General features: G+C 72.7%; 16 protein-coding genes. 11 read left to right on the top strand and 5 right to left on the bottom strand.

What is annotated here, in order from left to right; all coding sequences use genetic code 11:
• Nucleotides 1–65 precede the first annotated feature (65 nt).
• Together sucC and sucD are read left to right on the top strand one after the other, a co-directional pair.
• Nucleotides 66–1,247, top strand: coding sequence for an ADP-forming succinate--CoA ligase subunit beta (gene sucC, locus ACIQ5Y_RS11100; protein ID WP_403878028.1), 1,182 nt, complete (start codon nt 66–68; stop codon nt 1,245–1,247).
• A 23-nt stretch (nt 1,248–1,270) separates the two neighbouring features.
• Nucleotides 1,271–2,161 (top strand): succinate--CoA ligase subunit alpha, encoded by an 891-nt coding sequence (gene sucD, locus ACIQ5Y_RS11095; RefSeq protein ID WP_403878025.1) that lies wholly within the window; start codon nt 1,271–1,273, stop codon nt 2,159–2,161.
• Nucleotides 2,162–2,270: 109 nt separating this feature from the next.
• Here the strand turns inward: sucD and ACIQ5Y_RS11090 are convergent, their stop codons facing one another.
• Nucleotides 2,271–4,079, bottom strand: coding sequence for a helix-turn-helix domain-containing protein (locus ACIQ5Y_RS11090; RefSeq protein WP_403878022.1), 1,809 nt, complete (start codon nt 4,077–4,079; stop codon nt 2,271–2,273).
• Between the two features lie 119 nt (nt 4,080–4,198).
• On the opposite strand from ACIQ5Y_RS11090, the gene ACIQ5Y_RS11085 reads away from it, so the two are divergent.
• Nucleotides 4,199–5,752 (top strand): DUF6350 family protein, encoded by a 1,554-nt coding sequence (locus ACIQ5Y_RS11085; protein ID WP_403878019.1) that lies wholly within the window; start codon nt 4,199–4,201, stop codon nt 5,750–5,752.
• A 218-nt stretch (nt 5,753–5,970) separates the two neighbouring features.
• Here the strand turns inward: ACIQ5Y_RS11085 and ACIQ5Y_RS11080 are convergent, their stop codons facing one another.
• Nucleotides 5,971–6,624, bottom strand: coding sequence for a hypothetical protein (locus ACIQ5Y_RS11080; protein ID WP_403878016.1), 654 nt, complete (start codon nt 6,622–6,624; stop codon nt 5,971–5,973).
• A 222-nt stretch (nt 6,625–6,846) separates the two neighbouring features.
• Here ACIQ5Y_RS11080 and purN point away from each other — a divergent pair, with 222 nt between their 5' ends.
• Together purN and purH are read left to right on the top strand one after the other, a co-directional pair.
• Nucleotides 6,847–7,470 (top strand): phosphoribosylglycinamide formyltransferase, encoded by a 624-nt coding sequence (purN, locus tag ACIQ5Y_RS11075; protein ID WP_403878013.1) that lies wholly within the window; start codon nt 6,847–6,849, stop codon nt 7,468–7,470.
• Nucleotides 7,467–9,062 (top strand): bifunctional phosphoribosylaminoimidazolecarboxamide formyltransferase/IMP cyclohydrolase, encoded by a 1,596-nt coding sequence (gene purH / locus ACIQ5Y_RS11070; RefSeq protein ID WP_403878010.1) that lies wholly within the window; start codon nt 7,467–7,469, stop codon nt 9,060–9,062. Before purN ends, purH begins: the two co-directional genes overlap by 4 nt.
• An 81-nt stretch (nt 9,063–9,143) precedes the next feature.
• Here purH and ACIQ5Y_RS11065 read toward each other — a convergent pair whose 3' ends face one another.
• Nucleotides 9,144–9,779, bottom strand: a complete 636-nt coding sequence (locus ACIQ5Y_RS11065; RefSeq protein ID WP_403878007.1) for a hypothetical protein — start codon at nt 9,777–9,779, stop codon at nt 9,144–9,146.
• A gap of 256 nt (nt 9,780–10,035) precedes the next feature.
• Between ACIQ5Y_RS11065 and ACIQ5Y_RS11060 the strand changes: the two genes are divergently transcribed.
• The 3 genes from ACIQ5Y_RS11060 (at nt 10,036) to ACIQ5Y_RS11050 (ending at nt 12,550) form a co-directional block, all read left to right on the top strand.
• Nucleotides 10,036–10,896 (top strand): bifunctional methylenetetrahydrofolate dehydrogenase/methenyltetrahydrofolate cyclohydrolase, encoded by an 861-nt coding sequence (locus ACIQ5Y_RS11060; RefSeq protein WP_403878004.1) that lies wholly within the window; start codon nt 10,036–10,038, stop codon nt 10,894–10,896.
• Complete coding sequence (locus tag ACIQ5Y_RS11055) at nt 10,886–11,317, top strand: DUF3017 domain-containing protein (RefSeq protein WP_403878002.1); 432 nt, start codon at nt 10,886–10,888, stop codon at nt 11,315–11,317. Before ACIQ5Y_RS11060 ends, ACIQ5Y_RS11055 begins: the two co-directional genes overlap by 11 nt.
• A 243-nt stretch (nt 11,318–11,560) precedes the next feature.
• Nucleotides 11,561–12,550 carry a malate dehydrogenase gene (locus ACIQ5Y_RS11050; RefSeq protein ID WP_403878000.1) on the top strand — a complete coding sequence of 330 codons (990 nt, stop codon included), beginning with the start codon at nt 11,561–11,563 and terminating at the stop codon, nt 12,548–12,550.
• A gap of 106 nt (nt 12,551–12,656) precedes the next feature.
• On the opposite strand, the gene ACIQ5Y_RS11045 is transcribed toward ACIQ5Y_RS11050, so the two are convergent.
• Complete coding sequence (locus ACIQ5Y_RS11045; RefSeq protein ID WP_403877997.1) at nt 12,657–13,148, bottom strand: carboxymuconolactone decarboxylase family protein; 492 nt, start codon at nt 13,146–13,148, stop codon at nt 12,657–12,659.
• A gap of 47 nt (nt 13,149–13,195) precedes the next feature.
• On the opposite strand from ACIQ5Y_RS11045, the gene ACIQ5Y_RS11040 reads away from it, so the two are divergent.
• Nucleotides 13,196–14,605: a PLP-dependent aminotransferase family protein gene (locus tag ACIQ5Y_RS11040; protein WP_403877994.1), complete on the top strand. Its 1,410-nt coding sequence runs from the start codon at nt 13,196–13,198 to the stop codon at nt 14,603–14,605.
• 379 nt (nt 14,606–14,984) lie between these two features.
• Here ACIQ5Y_RS11040 and ACIQ5Y_RS11035 read toward each other — a convergent pair whose 3' ends face one another.
• Nucleotides 14,985–15,821, bottom strand: a complete 837-nt coding sequence (locus ACIQ5Y_RS11035; protein WP_403878216.1) for a hypothetical protein — start codon at nt 15,819–15,821, stop codon at nt 14,985–14,987.
• 117 nt (nt 15,822–15,938) lie between these two features.
• Here ACIQ5Y_RS11035 and ACIQ5Y_RS11030 point away from each other — a divergent pair, with 117 nt between their 5' ends.
• Both ACIQ5Y_RS11030 and ACIQ5Y_RS11025 read left to right on the top strand, forming a co-directional pair.
• A complete protein-coding gene (locus tag ACIQ5Y_RS11030; RefSeq protein WP_403877991.1) occupies nt 15,939–16,253 on the top strand; it encodes a hypothetical protein in 315 nt (104 codons plus the stop codon).
• A 31-nt stretch (nt 16,254–16,284) separates the two neighbouring features.
• Complete coding sequence (locus ACIQ5Y_RS11025) at nt 16,285–17,475, top strand: glutathionylspermidine synthase family protein (protein WP_403877988.1); 1,191 nt, start codon at nt 16,285–16,287, stop codon at nt 17,473–17,475.
• The last annotated feature ends 5 nt before the right edge of the window (nt 17,476–17,480 follow it).

The raw sequence follows: 17,480 nt of genomic DNA, 5'->3' as shown, positions 1-17,480 counted from the left end.
GCCCACGCAGATAGCAGACAAACCGCGAATCACTGCGAATCTTTGAAGACAAGGGACGGACGCGCGTGGACCTGTTCGAGTACCAGGCGAGGGACCTCTTCGCCAAGCACGGTGTACCGGTGCTGGCCGGTGAAGTCATCGACACGCCTGAGGCGGCTCGCGAGGCCACCGAGCGGCTGGGCGGCAAGTCGGTCGTCAAGGCGCAGGTGAAGGTCGGCGGCCGCGGCAAGGCCGGTGGCGTGAAGCTCGCCGCCACCCCGGACGAGGCCGTCGCCCGTGCGACGGACATCCTCGGCATGGACATCAAGGGCCACACGGTCCACAAGGTGATGATCGCCGAGACCGCTCCCGAGATCCTCGAGGAGTACTACGTCTCGTACCTGCTGGACCGCACCAACCGCACCTTCCTGGCCATGGCCTCGGTCGCGGGTGGCATGGACATCGAGCAGGTCGCCGAGGAGACCCCCGAGAAGCTCGCCAAGGTCCCGGTGAACGCCAACGAGGGCGTGACCATCGAGAAGGCCCGCGAGATCGTCGCCCTGGCGCAGTTCCCGGCCGAGGTCGCCGAGAAGGTCGCCGAGGTCCTCGTGACCCTGTGGCAGACCTTCATCGCCGAGGACGCGCTCCTCGTCGAGGTCAACCCGCTCGCGAAGGTCGCCTCCGGCGACGTCATCGCCCTCGACGGCAAGGTCTCGCTCGACGAGAACGCCGAGTTCCGCCAGCCGGGCCACGAGGAGTTCGTGGACCACGCGGCCGCGAACCCGCTCGAGGCCGCCGCCAAGGCGAAGAACCTCAACTACGTCAAGCTCGACGGCGAGGTCGGCATCATCGGCAACGGCGCGGGTCTCGTCATGAGCACCCTCGACGTCGTCGCGTACGCCGGTGAGAACCACGGCGGCGTCAAGCCCGCCAACTTCCTGGACATCGGCGGTGGCGCCTCCGCCGCCGTCATGGCCAACGGTCTCGAGATCATCCTCGGCGACCCGGACGTCAAGTCGGTCTTCGTCAACGTCTTCGGTGGCATCACCGCGTGCGACGAGGTCGCGAACGGCATCGTTCAGGCCCTTCAGCTGCTCAAGGACAAGGGCGAAGAGGTCACCAAGCCGCTCGTCGTCCGCCTCGACGGCAACAACGCCGAGCTGGGTCGCAAGATCCTCTCGGACGCCAACCACCCGCTGGTGCAGCGCGTGGACACCATGGACGGCGCGGCCGACAAGGCCGCCGAGCTCGCTGCGGCTGCGAAGTAAAGGGACGAGGTCACAGACTCACCATGGCTATCTTCCTCAACAAGGACAGCAAGGTCATCGTCCAGGGCATGACCGGTGCCACGGGCATGAAGCACACCAAGCTGATGCTGGCTGACGGCACCAACATCGTCGGCGGTGTGAACCCGCGCAAGGCCGGCACCACCGTCGACTTCGACGGCACCGAGGTCCCGGTCTTCGGCTCCGTCGCCGAGGCGATGAAGGAGACGGGCGCCAACGTCTCCGTCCTCTTCGTCCCGCCGGCCTTCGCGAAGGCCGCCGTCGTCGAGGCGATCGACGCCGAGATCCCGCTGGCCGTCGTCATCACCGAGGGCATCGCGGTGCACGACTCCGCCGCCTTCTGGGCGTACGCGACCGCCAAGGGCAACAAGACCCGCATCATCGGCCCGAACTGCCCGGGTCTGATCACCCCCGGCCAGTCCAACGCCGGCATCATCCCGGGCGACATCACCAAGCCCGGCAAGATCGGTCTCGTGTCCAAGTCCGGCACGCTGACCTACCAGATGATGTACGAGCTGCGCGACATCGGCTTCACCTCCGCCGTCGGCATCGGTGGCGACCCGGTCATCGGCACCACGCACATCGACGCCCTGGAGGCCTTCGAGGCCGACCCGGAGACCGAGCTCATCGTCATGATCGGCGAGATCGGCGGCGACGCCGAGGAGCGTGCGGCGGACTTCATCGCGAAGAACGTCACCAAGCCGGTCGTCGGCTACGTCGCGGGCTTCACCGCCCCCGAGGGCAAGACCATGGGTCACGCCGGCGCCATCGTCTCCGGTTCTTCTGGCACCGCACAGGCCAAGAAGGAAGCCCTGGAGGCCGCGGGCGTGAAGGTCGGCAAGACGCCGACCGAGACCGCGAAGCTGGCGCGCGAGATCCTGAACGGCGCCAACTAGGCAGTCGCCGTACGGACACACGGGCGTGGCCCGCACCCCTCGGGGGTGCGGGCCACGCCCTTTTCCGTGCGGCCGTCATCCGGCGCTCATCCGGCGCTCGTCTCGCCCCTCATTCGGTCTTCGGGGTGATCCTGGCCGGACCTGCCGCCGGGTCGGAACGCAGTTTGTCGTGGAGGGCCCTGCTCTCCTCCGTGAGCCGCTGGGGGCCGCTGTGCGGGGGCACGCCGGAGACGTTCGCCCCGGGGGCGTTCGGCGGCTCGTACTTGGTGGGCGCGGTCGCGGTGGTGTACGCGGTGGCCACGGCGATCACCGCGGCCAGGCCGATCACGGCGCGCGTCCGCCGCCGGTTGCGCCGCTCGGCGGTGTTCCGTACGGCGGCGGCCGGGCGCGGGTCGAGCGCCACGGCAGGCTTCAGCGCGGTGAACCTTTCGCGGAGCAGCGCGGACTGTTTCTCGGGAGCCGCCGCGGCCAGTTGGGGGATCCGCGCGGCGAGCGTGGCGTGCGCGTGGAGCAGCCGGTTGCCGGCGGTGGGGGTGCTGGCCTCCGTCTCGGCGGCGGTGTCGGGCAGGTCGAGTCCCACGCCGTCGTAGAGCAGCACGGTACGGCGGTGGTTGGTGGGCAGCGCGAGCATGGCGTCGAGGAGGATCCGGTCGGCGGGCTCGGCGGGGGGTTTGTCGGGATGGCGGTGGGCGCGGCGGAACTGGTGCCAGGGCGAGAGCGCGTACTCGTGCGCGGCCGCGCGCACCCAGCCCACCGGGTCCGGGTCGGTCGCCACCTCTGGCCAGCGGTCCCAGGCCAGCTGGAAGGCCCGGTCGACGGCCTCCAGGGCGAGGCCCCGGCGGCCGGTGAGCAGGTAGGCCTGCCGGGTGAGTGCGGGCGCGGCGTGGGCGTGGAGGGCGTCGAAGTCGTCGACGGGCAGCCGGGCCGGCGTTTGCTCCACGGGGTCCGGGTCTGCCTGCGGATCGGTCTGCGGGTCGGCCCCGGCGGTGGCTGTCGGTGGCGCCCCGGCGGACCCGGATGCCTCCGCCCCTGCCGGTTCCGGGGCCGGTGACGGTGCCGGGGTCGAGGCTGGGGTCGAGGTCGAGGTCGAGGTCGGGGTCGGGGTCGGGGTCGCAGGGTCGGGTTGGGCGAGGCCGGGTGACGGTGCCTCGGCCGGTGCGGGCGGGTGGTCGGGCTCGGCGGCCGCCCGGGGCGCCTCGGCGGGCGTCGGCCCGGCGCTTCCGGCGGCCCCGTGCGCCGCTGCGGCGGCAGCCCGCGGCGGGTCTGCGGGGGTCGGCTCGGAGGCTCCGGCGGGCCTGGGCCCGGGCGCCTTCGCCGCTGCCGCTGCGGCGGACGTCTGCGGCTCGGCCGCGGACCTCGGCTTCGCGGTGCCGGCGGCCCGGGACGCCTCCGGCCCTCCCGGCGCGCCGGTTGCCGGCGGCGCGACCGCGGACGTCGCGTCGGGGGCCCCGTCCGCCCGCGGCGCAGCCGGGGTGGCTGCCCGCGGTGCGGTGCTCTCCGTCGGCCCGGGGGCCGGTCGCCGCTCCGGCGGTGCCGGGTGGGGCCCGGCGTCGGAGAAGGCTCCTGGGGCTCCGGGCGACCCGCCCACCGCCGTTGCGGGGGTGCCGGATGACTCGGCATCAGTGCCGGGCGCGGCCGCCTCCGGCTCCGGCTCCGCGGGGGTGTCCGCGCGCGCGGAAGTGGCCTTGGCCAGGGACTGGAGGCGGGTCAGAAAGCGGGAGTACACCTCCAGTTTGCGGCCGCGCGGGGCCGTGCGGCCCGTTTCCCAGGAGCGGACCGTGGTCGGAGTGACGCCCACCGCCGCCGCGACCTCATCGTGCGTCAGCTCCGCCGCTTCGCGCAGTCTGCGGCGCTCCTTCGGGGACGGGAGGCTCCGCTCCGCGTCGGATGCGGAGGTCGTATCGACGCTTTGTGTCATGCCACACTCCCCGCGACCTGACCGCTCTGGGCGAAAAAGTACATAAACGTATATTGAGCGACACCACGGGCATTCGCCTGTTACGCACTCATAGCGCGTGTCGAAGGCACCATGTCGGGGTGACCCAAGTGACCGAACGCGGGACCCCGTTGCAGACGGCCCCGCGAGCCGGCCGGCGGCGCCGTTCGCCGGCCGCCGCCGCATGCGTGATGGGCGGCGCCGTGGCGGCCGGGCTCGGGCTCGGCTTCCTCGCCGTGCTCGTCATCGTCCTGTGGATCAGCTCCCCCTACCCCGACAGCGGCCCCGGCGGTGCCCTCCACCTCGCCGCGGGCCTGTGGCTGCTCGCGCACGGTACGGAGCTGGTGCGGTACGACACCCTGTCCGGCGTGCCCGCGCCCGTCGGGGTGACCCCGCTGCTGCTCGTCGCGCTGCCCGTGCTCCTGATGCGGCGTGCCGCCCGACTGGGCAGCGGGTCCGAGGGGGGTGGTGAGGAGGGCGGCGAGGGCGTCGAGGAGGTGCTGCCCGCCGGAGCCGTCTTCTCGGCCGTGCTCTGCGGCTACCTCGCGGTCGGCGCCCTCGCCACGGTGTACGCCGCCGGGGGGCCGATGCCCGCCGATCCGCTCAGCGCGGCCTGGCACGTGCCGATGGTCGCCGTGCTCGCGGCGGCCGGCGGGGTGTGGGCCGCCCGGGGACGTCCGGAGGGACCGTTGCCGACCTGGCTTCCCGGGGGCGTACGGAAGGCGGTCGCGCGCCCCCGGTACGCGCTTGCGCTCCGTGCCGGGGCGGGCGGGGCGCTGGTGCTGCTGGGCGGCGGGGCACTGTTGGTCGGCGTCTCGCTCGCGTGGCACGGAGCCGAGGCGCAGGGGTCGTTCCTGGCGCTGACCGGGGTGTGGTCGGGGCGGTTCGCGGTGCTGCTGCTGGCGCTCGCGCTGATCCCGAACGCGATGGTCTGGGGGGCGGCCTACGGGCTCGGGCCGGGCTTCGCCCTCGGCGCCGGCGCGAGCGCCACCCCGCTCGGCTTCGCCGGTTCGCCCTCGCTGCCGCGCTTCCCGCTGCTGGCCGCGCTTCCGCCCGAAGGGCCCGGGACCCCGCTGACCTGGGCGGCGTTCGGGGTGCCGGTGGTGGCGGGGCTGGCGGTGGGTTGGTTCGCGGTACGCCGGGCGCGCGAGGTCTCGTGCGGGGAGACCGCGCTCACGGCGGCGCTGGGTGCGCTGGTGTGCGGGTTGCTCATGGCCGGGCTGGCGGCCGCCGCGGCGGGGCCGATGGGGTCGCGGCAGCTCGCGGAGTTCGGGCCGGTGTGGTGGGTGGTGGGCGTGGCGGCCTTCGCGTGGACCCTGCCGGGGGTGGTGGTGGCGGTGGCGGTGCACGCCTGGCGCAACCGGCCGGTCGCGCTCGCGCCGGGGTCGGCTGACGCCTGGCACGACAGCGGGGTGCGGGAGCTTCGGTGGGAGGCGTTGAGGGAGGCCGCCGGGGGGTTGATCCCGGACATCTCGGCGCCGCCGGCTCCGGTCGAGGCCCCGGCCCCCACGCCGCCTCCGGCGCGGGTGCTGACGGTCGTCTCCGCCGTGGGGCCGGACCTGACGGTGCCGCAGGCCGCGCCACCGCCGTCGGAGCCCTTGGTGCCGCCGGTGGTGGGGGCCCGGGTGCTGGCCCGCCGCAAGCCGTCTGCGTAGGCCCGTTCTTCGTCTGCGGCGCCGCCGCCGGGGCGCTGCCCCGGACCCCGCGCCTCAAACGCCGGCGGGGCTGGATTTGCCCGGCCGGGCCGGATCGGGTCGGCGGTGTCGTGCGAGTGGCCGGTGCGGCGCCGTTGCCGGGGGCTCCGCCCCCGGACCCCGCGCCTCAAACGCCGGCGGGGCTGGATTGGCCCGGCGGGGCCGGGGTTTGACGGTGGTTACTGACGGACCTTCAGGATGTCGCCCACCATGTTGTTCGGGAGGAGGGTGTTGCACTGGAGTTCCGCGGACTGGGTGAGGGCGTCGTCGCGGCAGACGTAGAAGTCCTTGTACGCCAGCTGAAGGGCGTACGAGCTCATCGCCAGCAGGATCGCCAGTGAGGCCGTGACGAGGCCGCTCACCGCCGCCGTGCGCTGCGGGCGGGCCGCGGGGCCCAGGGCTGCCAGGCCGCCGGCCTGGGGCCGGGACTGCGCCTGGGGCTGCGGCTGGTCGGGGTCGGGCGTGGGGGCCGGGCGGCCCCGCAGGGCGCTGACGCCCCAGTAGATGGCCAGCGCGCCCAGCAGGAGGCCGACCGACGGGATGCCGAAGATCCCGAAGAAGAAGCCCCACATGCCGGCCAGCAGCGCGTACCGCGCCCGCCGTTGGATCGGGTCCGTCGGGTCCCAGCGGGCCGGTCCTCCCTGGCCGTCCGTGTTCCCCGGGTCCTCCCCGGACCCCTGACCCGACCCGCCGCCGGCACCGGCGCGCGGCTGCCACGGCTGGTCGGGCCGACCCTCCGGCGGAGCCGCGAACGGGTTGTCGTCGGTGGAGGGGGAGGTGGGGGAGGAAGGAGTGGAGGGGGTGGAGGAGTCGGGCTGGCGGCGGTCCGGCATCGGGTGCGTTTCTTCCCCTGTGTCAAGGACGTCAGGGCGACGTCGAGGCGTGTACGCCTGACGCTACCGCCCGGCCGTCCCCCCGTCCCTCGGGGGCCGTCCGGTGTGCCGGTATCGTTGCAGGCGGTCGGTGGCTTCGTATGGTTCCCCGTATATCGGTACCCCGAAGTTTCGTATGACCGCACAAGACGAACACCGCAATTCCGCGAGAAAGGGCCTCCCATGGCCGCCTCCCGCCTGGTCGTGCTGGTCTCCGGTTCCGGCACCAACCTCCAGGCCCTGCTCGACGCCATCGACGCCCACCCCGGCGGACCCGAGGGCTTCGGTGCCGAAGTCGTCGCCGTGGGGGCCGACCGAGAGAACATCGCGGGCCTGGAGCGGGCCGAGAAGGCCGGGATCCCCACCTTCGTGTGCCCGGTCAAGGCCTACGGGAGCCGCGAGGAGTGGGACACCGCCCTCACCGAGGCGACCGACGCGTACGCCCCGGACCTCGTCGTGTCGGCCGGGTTCATGAAGATCGTGGGCAAGGCGTTCATCGACCGCTTCGGCGGCCGGTTCGTCAACACCCACCCCGCCCTCCTCCCCGCCTTCCCCGGCGCGCACGGCGTACGGGACGCGCTCGCCTACGGAGCGAAGGTCACCGGCTGCACGGTCCACTTCGTGGACAGCGGCGTGGACACCGGTCCGATCATCGCCCAAGGTGTGGTCGAGGTACGGGACGAGGACGACGAAGCCGCTCTCCATGAGCGCATCAAGGAAGTCGAGCGCCAGCTGCTCGTCGATGTCGTGGGGCGCCTGGCCCGGCACGGCTACCGCATTGAGGGACGAAAGGTAACGATCCAGTGACCGCCGCAGACACCGCAGCGAGCAACGACCCGACCACGAACCAGCGGCCGATCAGGCGTGCGCTCATCAGCGTCTACGACAAGACGGGACTGGAAGACCTGGCCCGCGGCCTGCACGAGGCGGGCGTCGCGCTCGTCTCCACCGGCTCCACCGCCTCGAAGATCGCCGCCGCCGGGGTGCCCGTCACCAAGGTCGAGGAGCTCACCGGCTTCCCCGAGTGCCTGGACGGCCGCGTCAAGACCCTGCACCCGCGCGTGCACGCCGGCATCCTCGCCGACCTGCGCCTGGAGGACCACCGCAACCAGCTCGCCGAGCTGGGCGTGGAGCCCTTCGACCTGGTGGTCGTCAACCTCTACCCCTTCCTGGCCACCGTCCAGTCGGGTGCCACCCCGGACGAGTGCGTGGAGCAGATCGACATCGGCGGTCCGTCGATGGTCCGCGCCGCCGCCAAGAACCACCCGTCGGTCGCGGTCGTCACCAGCCCGGCCCGCTACGCCGACGTGATCGCGGCCGCCCAGGGCGGCGGCTTCGACCTCACCGCGCGCAAGCGGCTCGCGGCCGAGGCCTTCCAGCACACCGCCGCCTACGACGTGGCCGTGGCCTCTTGGTTCACGAACGCGTACGCGCCGGAAGAGGGCGCCGTCCTGCCCGAGTTCCTCGCGGGCGCCTGGGAGCGCAAGTCGACCCTCCGCTACGGCGAGAACCCGCACCAGGCGGCCGCCCTGTACACGGACGGCCTGCCGGGCGGCCTCGCCAACGCCGAGCAGCTGCACGGCAAGGAGATGTCCTTCAACAACTACGTGGACACCGAGGCCGCCCGCCGGGCCGCCTACGACCACGAAGAGCCCTGCGTCGCGATCATCAAGCACGCCAACCCGTGCGGCATCGCCGTGGACGCCACGGACGTCGCCGCGGCCCACCGCAAGGCGCACGCCTGCGACCCGCTGTCGGCCTTCGGCGGCGTCATCGCCGTCAACCGCCCGGTGACCGTCGAGCTCGCCGAGCAGGTCGCGGAGATCTTCACCGAGGTCATCGCCGCCCCCGCCTACGAGGACGGCGCGGTCGAGATCCTGGCCAAGAAGAAGAACATCCGCGTGCTCAAGGTGGACGGCACCCCGCACCAGCCGGGCGACCTGAAGCCGATCTCCGGCGGCGTGCTGCTCCAGCAGTCCGACGTCTTCCAGGCCGAGGGCGACGACCCGGCCAACTGGACCCTCGCCACCGGCGACGCCCTCTCCGCCGACGAGCTCGCCGAGCTGGCCTTCGCGTGGAAGGCCTGCCGGGCCGTCAAGTCCAACGCGATCCTGCTCGCCAAGGACGGCGCCTCGGTCGGCGTCGGCATGGGCCAGGTCAACCGCGTCGACTCGGCGAAGCTCGCCGTCGAGCGGGCGGGCGCCGAGCGCGCGCAGGGCTCCTACGCCGCCTCCGACGCCTTCTTCCCGTTCCCGGACGGGCTGGAGATCCTGACGGCCGCGGGCATCAAGGCCGTGGTCCAGCCGGGTGGTTCGGTCCGTGACGAGCAGGTCGTTGAGGCCGCGAAGAAGGCCGGCGTGACGATGTACTTCACCGGGACGCGCCACTTCTTCCACTGAGACACGGCCCAACGGCGAAGGCCGCGACCCGCAGTGTGGGTCGCGGCCTTCGCCGTGTGCGTGAGACGTGCCTGCGGCGGCTCAGTAGCGCGGACGCCCGAACCAGGCGGCTCCGGACGGCGCGATCATGGCCGCGGCCATCGTGCCGCCGAAACCGATCCACAGCAGCGCCCAGATCAGGGCTGCGGTGGAGTCGGCGCTCGCCGAACCGATCAGGGCCAGCACGCCGACCAGCGCGCCCAGGATCCCGTACACCATGGTGGTGATGCGGATGCCCTGCCCGCCGCGCGAGAACTTCACGCCCAGAGTGATCGACAGCGCCGACAGGCCGAGGAACACCAGCGCGAGGATGAAGACCACACCGGCCGACGCGCTCGCGACCGTCGAGAACGGGTTCGAGCCGACCGAGTCGCTCGCCATGTTCGACGCATCGTTGATCGTGGCGGCACCGAACATCGCGAAGACGCCGATGAGCACCTGGACGCCCGCGACGATGAACAGCAGGACTCGCGCCGTCATCATCAGGCCGGGCATCGTCGCGGGGGCGCCCGAGTAGCCGCCGGGGCCCGCCGGGTAGCCCATGGGCGCCTGCTGCGGCGGGTAGGCGTAGCCGCCCTGCGGCGGGATGCCCTGCGGGGCCTGCTGCGGGTAGCCGTAGCCGGGCTGTCCCTGCGGGGGCTGCTGACCGTACGGGTTGTTCGGGTCGCCGAAGCTCATATGGGGTGTTCCTCCGTGGAAGTGCGGGGACGCACGGCAAACGCAGGGAGGAAATCTGCTTCTTGCGGTCCGCCCCCCGGCACTGCCCGCGGCACATCTGTCATTGCATCGTCGTGGGACACGCGAGTACTTGTCCAGTTGGTTGCGATGACCCCCGTCACTTGTTGTGCAAGTGCAATGAACGGCGCGCAGCGGTGAACGCCCCGCCCGGCACCGCGACTGGAACCGGGGCCACTCCATCCGGGAGGATGGGCGCATGACCGCCCAGATTCTCGATGGCAAGGCCACCGCGGCCGCGATCAAGTCCGAACTGACCGCCCGCGTGGCGGACCTGAAGGCCCGGGGCACCACCCCCGGCCTCGGCACCCTGCTGGTCGGCGACGATCCGGGCAGCCGCTGGTACGTCAACGGCAAGCACAAGGACTGTGCCGAGGTCGGCATCGCCTCCATCCAGCGCGAACTGCCCGGGACGGCCTCCCAGGAGGACATCGAGGCGGTCGTACGGGAGCTCAACGACAACCCGGAGTGCACGGGCTACATCGTCCAACTCCCGCTCCCCAAGGGCATCGACACCAACCGGGTCCTGGAGCTGATGGATCCGCTCAAGGACGCCGACGGCCTGCACCCCATGTCGCTCGGCCGGCTGGTGCTGAACGAGCCGGGGCCGCTGCCCTGCACCCCGTACGGCATCGTCGAGCTGCTGCGCCACCACGACGTCGAGATCAACGGCGCCCACGTCGTGGTCCTCGGCCGCGGCATCACCGTCGGGCGCTCCATCGGCCTGCTGCTGACCCGCAAGTCAGAGAACGCCACCGTGACGCTCTGCCACACCGGCACGCGCGACCTGTCCGGGCTGCTGCGTCAGGCAGACATCATCGTCGCGGCGGCCGGTGTCCCGCACCTGGTCAAGCCGGAGGACGTGAAGCCGGGCGCGGCCGTGCTCGACGTGGGCGTCAGCCGCGACGAGAACGGGAAGATCGTCGGTGACGTGCACCCGGGCGTCGCCGAGGTGGCGGCCTGGATCTCCCCGAACCCGGGCGGTGTCGGCCCCATGACCCGGGCCCAGCTGCTGGTCAACGTCGTCGAGGCGGCGGAACGGAGTACCAGTGCAGGCTGAACCCGACGCGGAGCAGGCGGCCGGGGCACGGCCGCCGGGCTCCCGACGCTTCCCTTCCGTAACCACGGACACCGCCCGCCCGGAGGGCAGTGGCCGTGCCGTGCCCGGTGCCGTGTCCACGCCCGCCCGGCAGTGGCCGATGCTCAGCGTGCTCACCGCGACCGCGGTGGGCCTCCTGGCCACGGCGCTGGGACATCCGCGCATCGGCACCCTGGTGATCGGCATCGCCCTGATCGCGGCCTCGGTCATGCGGCGGCTGCTGCCCTCGGTGGGGATGCTCGCGGTGCGCTCCCGTTTCACGGACATGATCACCTACGGGCTGCTGGGCGTGGCGATCACCCTGCTCGCGCTGGTCATAGAGCCCAAGCCGTTGCTGGAGGTGCCGTTCCTGGAGGACGCGGTCCGCTTCACCGTGCGCTGACACCCCCGAAAGGGAGGCCCGGCAATAGCCCGAAAGGGTCGAGATGCAGGGCGGAAACCGCCCTCCCGCCTTCGAACCCTCCGGTCCGTGTGCCATGCACCACAGGGACCGGGGGATCGAGCCGCTCCAAGGTCGGATAGCCTGACCGCGGATGTCTCTTCACATCAAGATTCACTGGGGAGCGGCGTCCTCCAGCACATGGGGCGGGACGCCCCAACCGCCAGCTGTCTAACGGAGAAGGCCATGACCCGCACTCCCGTGAATGTCACCGTCACCGGCGCCGCCGGCCAGATCGGCTACGCACTGCTCTTCCGCATCGCGTCCGGCCACCTGCTCGGCGCGGACGTGCCGGTCAAGCTCCGCCTCCTGGAGATCCCCCAGGGCATGAAGGCCGCCGAGGGCACCGCCATGGAGCTCGACGACTGCGCCTTCCCGCTCCTCAAGGGCATCGACATCTTCGACGACCCGAACCAGGGCTTCGCCGGCGCCAACGTCGCGCTGCTCGTGGGCGCCCGCCCGCGCACCAAGGGCATGGAGCGCGGTGACCTGCTCTCCGCCAACGGCGGCATCTTCAAGCCGCAGGGCGCCGCGATCAACGCGAACGCCGCGGACGACATCAAGGTCCTGGTCGTGGGCAACCCGGCCAACACCAACGCGCTCATCGCGCAGGCCGCCGCCCCGGACGTACCGGCCGAGCGCTTCACCGCGATGACCCGCCTGGACCACAACCGCGCGATCACGCAGCTGGCCCAGAAGACCGGCTCCGACGTCACCGACATCAAGCGCCTCACCATCTGGGGCAACCACTCGGCGACCCAGTACCCCGACATCTTCCACGCGGAGATCGCCGGCAAGAACGCCGCCGAGGTCGTGAACGACCAGGCGTGGCTCGCCGACACCTTCATCCCGACCGTCGCCAAGCGCGGCGCCGCGATCATCGACGCCCGTGGCGCCTCCTCGGCCGCCTCGGCCGCCAACGCCGCCATCGACCACGTGCACACCTGGGTCAACGGCACCGCCGCGGGCGACTGGACCTCGATGGGCATCCCGTCGGACGGCTCCTACGGCGTCCCGGAGGGCATCATCTCCTCCTTCCCCGTCACCACCAAGGACGGCAAGTACGAGATCGTCCAGGGCCTGGACATCAACGAGTTCTCCCGTGCGCGCATCGACGCGTCCGTGGCGGAGCTCGTCGAGGAGCGCGACGCGGTGCGCGAGCTCGGCCTGATCTGATCCCGGATCGCCTCACGGCTTCAACGGAACGCCCCGGCGGGCTTGCCCGCCGGGGCGTTCCGTACGTTCACGGCGGGCCCGGTGCGAACCCCCGTGCGGCACCGGATCAGACGTTGTACATGCCGGGCTTGTAGTGGCCGGGCGTCAGGCGGGTGGTGACGCCGATGCGGTTCCAGACGTTGATCGTCGCGATGACGGCGATCAGCTGGGCCAGCTCGCGCTCCTCGAAGTGTTTGGCGGCCTTCTCGTAGACCTCGTCGGGCACGAAGCCGTCGGTCAGCACGGTGACGGCCTCGGTGAGCTCGATCGCGGCGAGCTCCTTCTCGGTGTAGAAGTGCCGAGACTCCTCCCACGCGGCCAGCAGCACGATGCGCTCGACGCTCTCACCTGCCGCGATGGCGTCCTTCGTGTGCATGTCGAGGCAGAAGGCGCAGTGGTTGATCTGCGAGGCCCGGATCTTCACGAGTTCGACCAGGGCCGGGTCGAGGCCCTTCTTGGAGGCGATCTCCAGGGCCACGACGGCCTTGTACACCTCGGGGGCGACCTTGGCCATCTGCATGCGGGGGGTGTGCTCGTGTGCGTTCTGTGTCTCCGTCATGTGATCGACACTAGGTGCAGGGCGGCCCAGCGATATGGTCCATATCCATGACGGATTCATGGGCCACTTTCGGCGCCGACCTGCATCTGGACCTCTCCGCCGGGCGCGGACTGCGGGCCGGGCTCACCGAGGCGCTGCGCGAGGCCGCGCGCAGCGGGCGGCTGGCGGCCGGGACGCGGCTGCCGTCCTCGCGGTCGCTCGCCGTCGACCTGGGCATCGCGCGGAACACGGTCGCCGAGGCGTACGCCGAGCTCGTCGCCGAGGGTTGGCTGACGGCCCGCCAGGGCTCCGGGACCAGGGTCGCCGAACGGGCCCGGCCGCGCCGGACCCCACCCGCCGCCGGCCGGGCCCGGCGCCCCGCGCGCGGCGGGCCTTCGCACGACCTCCAGCCCGGCTCCCCGGACCTGAGCGGCTTCCCGCGCGCGGCCTGGCTGTCGGCGGCCCGGCGCGCGCTGACCAACGCGCCGAACGAGGCCTTCGGGTACGCGGTCGAGGTACGCGGCCGGATCGAACTGAGGGAGGCCCTCGCCGGCTACCTGGCGCGGGCGCGCGGGGTGTACGCGGACCCGGAACGGATCGTGCTGTGCGCCGGGTTCGTGCACGGGCTGACGCTGTTGGCGCAGGTGCTGCGGGCGCGGCGGGTGCGGGAGGTGGCGGTGGAGGGGTACGGGCTGGACATCCACCGGGACCTGCTGGTGAAGGCGGGCCTGCGGACGCGTCCGATGGGCGTGGACGCGGAGGGGGCCCGAACGGGCGAACTCGGCGCGGGCGGGCCCGGCGTGGGCGCGGTGCTGCTGACTCCCGCGCACCAGTTCCCGACCGGCGTCGCGTTGACCCCGGCCCGTCGGGCGGCCGCCGTGGACTGGGCCCGGACCACGGGCGGGCTGATCCTGGAGGACGACTACGACGGGGAGTTCCGCTACGACCGCCAGCCGGTGGGGGCGCTCCAGGGACTGGACCCGGACCGGGTCGTGTACCTGGGCACGGCCAGCAAGTCCCTCGCGCCGGCGCTGCGGATCGGGTGGCTGGTGGTCCCGCCCGGGCTGGTGGACGAGGTCCTGGCCGTGAAGGGCGTGACCGACTGGACCTCCAGCGCGCTGGAGCAGCTCACGCTCGCGGAGTTCATCACCTCCGGGGCGTACGACCGGCACGTGCGGGGGATGCGGCTGCGGTACCGGCGGCGGAGGGACGAACTGGTGGCGGCGGTGGGGGACCGGGTCGGGGTGTCGGGGATCGCGGCGGGGCTGCACGCGGTGCTGGACCTCCCGGAGGGGACGACGGAACGCTCGGTGATCCAGTCGGCGGCCTGGCAGGACCTCGCCCTGGACGGCCTGTCCCGCCACCGCCACCCGGAGGCCGACCTCCCGCCGCGCCCGGCGGTGGTCGTCGGCTACGGGACCCCGTCGGACAGCGCGTGGGCCTCTGCGCTGGCCGCGCTGTCCGCCGTTCTGCCGTAGGCCTGGCCGGGGTTTGGTCGTGTCCCCTGGCGGGTCCGGCTGCGCGGTCCGGCCGCGGCGCCGCTGCCGGGGCTCCACCCCGGACCCCGCGCCTCGAACTCCCCCAGCTACCGCTGGGAGGTGCCCCCCGGCGAGGCTGAGATTTGCTGCGCAAATCCAGCCCGCCGGGCGGAGATTTCAGCCCCTCCGGCGCTTGAGGAGCGGGGTCCGGGGCGGAGCCCCGGTTCGGGAAGGGGCGGGGTGGGGGAAAGGCCCCGCGCAGCGGCCCCCACACAACCGCGGTGTGGTTGCGGGGCTTTCGCCGAAGCGGGCCGGCGGCGGGGCCCGCAGCGGCACGCCCCCGGCGCGGCGGGGGCAGCGGCGCGCGCCCCCGGCCGGGTCACTCCGCGGCGGCAGCGGTGGGGGCCGGGGGTTCGCCGAAGCGGGCCAGGGCCAGGGATCCCGCCAGGGCCACGGCGAAGCCGGCGATTGCGAGCCACGTCAGCCCCTCGCGGGTGCGGTCGCCCAGCCAGGCCACGCCCACCACCGCCGGACCGATCGTCTCGCCCAGGACCATCCCGGCCGTCGCCGCCGTCACGGAGCCCCGCGCCAGCGCCGAGGTGAGGAGGAGGAACGCCGCGCCGCCGCCCAGCAGGAGGGCGTACAGCGCCGGGTTGAGCAGCTCCCGCAGGGAGAAGGAGTCGATGAGCCGTACCGACACCTCCACCACCCCGAAGCCCGTTCCCGAGGCCAGGCCCAGGACGAGGGCCCGCGGCCCGTCCGGGAGCCCGCCGGCGGCCGCGCCCACGGCCAGCACCATCACCGCCACCCCCAGCAGCCCCAGCTTGAGGGCGAGCGAACCCTCCCCGGAGCCCTCCTCCCCGGAGGCCAGCCCCAGCATCAGCAGCCCCGCGCACACCACCCACACCGCGCCCCACTCCGTCCGCGACAGCCGCACCTTCAGCAGCCGCGAGGCGACCACGGCCGTCACGGCGAGGCTCGCCGCCAGCGCGGCCCCCACCGTGTAGATGGGGACGTGGCGCAGCGCGATGATCTGGAGCGCGAACCCGGCCGCGTCCAGGCCGAGGCCGGCCAGGTACCGCCACTGGCGGGCCGCCCGCAGCAGCAGCGCGGGGTCCACCCCGGAGCCCGTCCCGGGCTCCGCGGCCCGCGCCGCCATCGCCTGCAGCACGGACGCCGTACCGAAGCAGACCGCCGCACCGAGCGCACAAATCATCCCAATGAGCACGAACTGACTCTAGGTCACGGTTTCTGCGACGGCCGGATTCCATCCCCCGGGGGCACCGCTCTACGCTGTCCCGCAGTACGCAGGGTCCCAGGGGGAGCAGCAGACATGGACAGCAGCAACACCAACCGGCGCCGCATGCGCTCCGGCGCGGTCGCCCTCGGCGGTATGGGCCTGCTCGCGGCGACCCTCGTCGCCTGCGGCAGCAGCGACGAGCCGGACAAGCGCTGCGCGTCCCGCTCCACGCTGGAGACCCTGAACAGCAAGGAGTGCAAGAGCGGCGGCCGCGGCTCCTGGTACTACGGCGGCACCGCCAAGGCCGGCAACGGCCGGGCCTACGTCTCCGGCGGCAGCTTCGACAAGTCGGCCGTCACCCGCGGCGGCATCGGCGGACACAGCAGCTCCGGTTCCAGCGGCGGCTGAGGAACGGGCCGAGGAACACGGAACCAGGCACATGAAGCGGCACACCATCGAGCCCCGCCCCGACTGGCAGAAGACCGTCGAGGAGCAGGGGCTGATCTACCCCCTCACCCGGTACCCCGACGACTCCCTGCGCCCCTACTGGGACGAGAGCGCGTACTACTCCTTCTCCCTCCCCGAAGTGGAGGCCCTGGAGAACGTCGTCGAGGAGCTGCACGCCATGTGCCTGGCGGCGGCCGCCCACATCGTCGACCACGACCGCTTCGCCGACCTCGGCATCACCGACCCGAAGCTCGCCGCGCTCATCTCCGACTCCTGGCGGCGCCGCGCCGAACAGCCCTCCCTCTACGGCCGCTTCGACCTGCGCTACGACGGCTCCGGCAGCCCCGCCAAGCTGCTGGAGTACAACGCCGACACCCCCACCTCCCTCGTGGAGGCGGCGAGCCCGCAGTGGTTCTGGATGGAAGAGCGCTTCCCCGACGCCGACCAGTGGAACTCCCTCCACGAACGCCTCGTCGACGCCTGGCGCCGGCAGGCCGAGCTGCTGCCGCCCGGAGTGCTGCACTTCGCGCACTCCGAGACCGACGAGCTCGGCGAGGACCTGATGACGGTCGCCTACCTCCAGGAGACCGCGGAGCAGGCGGGCATCGACACCCACGCCCTGTCCGTCGAGCAGATCGGCTGGGACAGCCTCACCGGCCGGTTCGTGGACGACAAGCTCCGCTTCATCCGCGGCTGCTTCAAGCTCTACCCGTGGGAGTGGCTGGCCACGGACGAGTTCGGCCCGCAGGTCCTCGGTACGTACGACCTCGGCGGCGGCAGCGGCTCCACCTGCTGGATCGAGCCGCTGTGGAAGATGTTGCTCTCCAACAAGGCCCTGCTCGCGATCCTCTGGGAGCTCTTCCCGGAGCACCCGAACCTGCTGCCCGCCTACCTCGACGGTCCGCGCGAACTCGCCGACACCACCGGTTACGTCGCGAAGCCGCTGCTGGGCCGCGAGGGCGCCGGAGTCACCCTCCACGAGGCGGGTGGCGAGCCGTTCGTACCGGAAGAGGACGAGCGGTACTGCTTCCAGGGCCTGGCCCCGCTGCCGGACTTCGACGGCAACCGGGTGGTGCTCGGCGCGTGGGTCGTCGAGGACGAGGCGGCGGGGCTCGGCATCCGCGAATCCGCGGGGCCGGTCACGGACGAGTACGCCCGCTTCCTGCCCCACGTGATCCTGTAGCGGCG

The organism is Streptomyces sp. NPDC096339, from assembly GCF_044762985.1.
Classification (GTDB): domain Bacteria; phylum Actinomycetota; class Actinomycetes; order Streptomycetales; family Streptomycetaceae; genus Streptomyces.
Note: the sequence above shows the minus strand (reverse complement) of the source record. Positions and strands in the feature narration are given on the sequence as shown.